A 1,890-nucleotide genomic window follows, 5' to 3' on the forward strand; every position below is an offset into this window, starting at 1 on the left:
TCAAACTTGCGAGAAATTTCAGTAAGGAGTGTTTCCCCGGTTTTCCAGGTAACATTCAAGCCGAGACTCTCTAAATTCACTACATGACTCGCGCAGCAGTGCAAGTACATTTCAATTTGATTTTCATTTGGATTGTAGATAGCTTGATGGGCGAACAAACCAGTATCGAAATTGCCTTGAAAGCGCCAGTTTAAATGGTTGAGCATATTTAAGTTAAAAGCAGCCGTAACGCCTTGAGAGTCGTTATAAGCTGCTTCTAAGATATGTTGGGGTTTTTGCAAGTCAATGCCGAGTAAAAAGTAATCTCCCGGAGCGAGTACATCTGTAATTTGGTTCAATAAAACATCGCATTCCTGCGGCGTGAAATTCCCCAGAGAACTGCCCAAGAAGAAAATCATCCGCGCAGGCAAAGATGCAGGCGTTAATTGAGCGAGGGCTTGTTCGTAAGTCCCTATCAACCCTTGAACGTGCAGGGTCGGATATTCCACTTGCAATTGAAGGGCGCTCTCTTTGAGAATGCTGGCGCTCACATCAACAGGCACGTACTTACAGGCATATTTTAGAGCTTGGTAAGCATCTAGCAAAAGGCGAGTTTTTGTAGAACTGCCGCTGCCCAATTCTATTAGTTCGCAAGCACCTGTTATCCGCGCGATTTCACCAGCATATTGGCACAAAATCGAAGCTTCTGTTCGAGTTGGATAATATTCCGGCAACTCGCAAATTTGTTCAAATAGCTGAGAACCGCGGCTGTCGTAAAAATATTTAGCCGGTAAAGTCTTTTGGTTTTTGGTCAATCCTTCAATCACATCTTCACCATCATTTGTGAGAACAGGATGGCAATCCAGAAGAGTTGTAAGAGTTGTTAAGGATGCGGCTGACATTTTGCTTTCCTCGGTGTGCGTGCAATAAATTTAACAGGAATACTCGCTGCTGTTGGGGCGGGATATTTTTCCCTCAAATGCTTGAATGACCGATATATTTGAGGTTGAGTTATCCAAAAAACAGCAGGCGATCTAGCATTAATGAGCTGAGTAAAGTAGAGATGTCCGGTCTTGCTGCAACTGTACTTCACCCGATTCTCAACCGTTCTAACATGATGCGAGCAAGCAGTTGCTCTAAATTGACCATATTCGAGTCAATATGAATGCTCAATTGTTGGTTGCTTGCATGCTTTGTTTGTATTTGTCTGGCTCCGTTTGCAGTTCCACGTGCAGGAAATCTATTCCTTCTTTTTCGAGTAAATCTAGTATAGCGAGATTTAAGTTTTTCTCAGCATCAAAATAGAAATTATCGTCATTGACGAATGCCATAATTTCAATAACGCGGGCATTTTTATCGATTTGCTTGAACCGCACCGTACATGATGGAGATAAGCCTTGAATGTACTTCGGCAATTCTTCAAGCTTGTCGCAAATTCGAGCTGTTTGCCGCGCTGAAATGCCGTCTATTTTGAGAGTTAAGACTAAGCCCCATTTTAAGTCTTTACCGGGATTTTGAGACCAATTTTCGACAATTCCAGAAATCATTTTGGAATTAGGCATCTTGATGATAGAACCCCACTTAGTTACGTGCAGAGTTGTAGTTCTGAATCCGATACTGAGTATCTGCACGAAACCCTCTACTCCCGATATTCCCACCCAGTCACCTTCTCGATAGAGATTGTCGGAGTAAATAATCAGGGTGCAGAACCAATCGTAAACAATATCTTTTAGCAGTAAACCAAAAGTGATGCCCGCCCCGCCCAACAGCCCCACCAATGCAGCAGCCGATTGTCCTAAAAATGCCTCGCTTATCTTGATGATAAATACAATAATTGCTGCTGATTGAAAAATCTTGGGCATTAAAGGCCTGAGCAGTTCATCGAGTTCTGTTTCGGTGTGCAGCACTAGG

The 1,890-nt window shown here is 43.0% G+C and carries 2 protein-coding genes; both read right to left on the reverse strand.

Translation table 11 applies throughout. The features are described from left to right. Positions 1–881 (reverse strand): L-histidine N(alpha)-methyltransferase (gene egtD / locus ACUVJL_RS26430; protein ID WP_445248553.1); only part of this gene is annotated, 881 nt, incomplete at its 3' end. A 267-nt stretch (positions 882–1,148) separates the two neighbouring features. Continuing rightward, the coding region (locus ACUVJL_RS26435; RefSeq protein WP_445248554.1) for a mechanosensitive ion channel family protein at positions 1,149–1,890 on the reverse strand (742 nt) is incomplete at its 5' end.

This window comes from Microcoleus sp. OTE_8_concoct_300, assembly GCF_031383065.1.
GTDB lineage: Bacteria > Cyanobacteriota > Cyanobacteriia > Cyanobacteriales > Microcoleaceae > Microcoleus.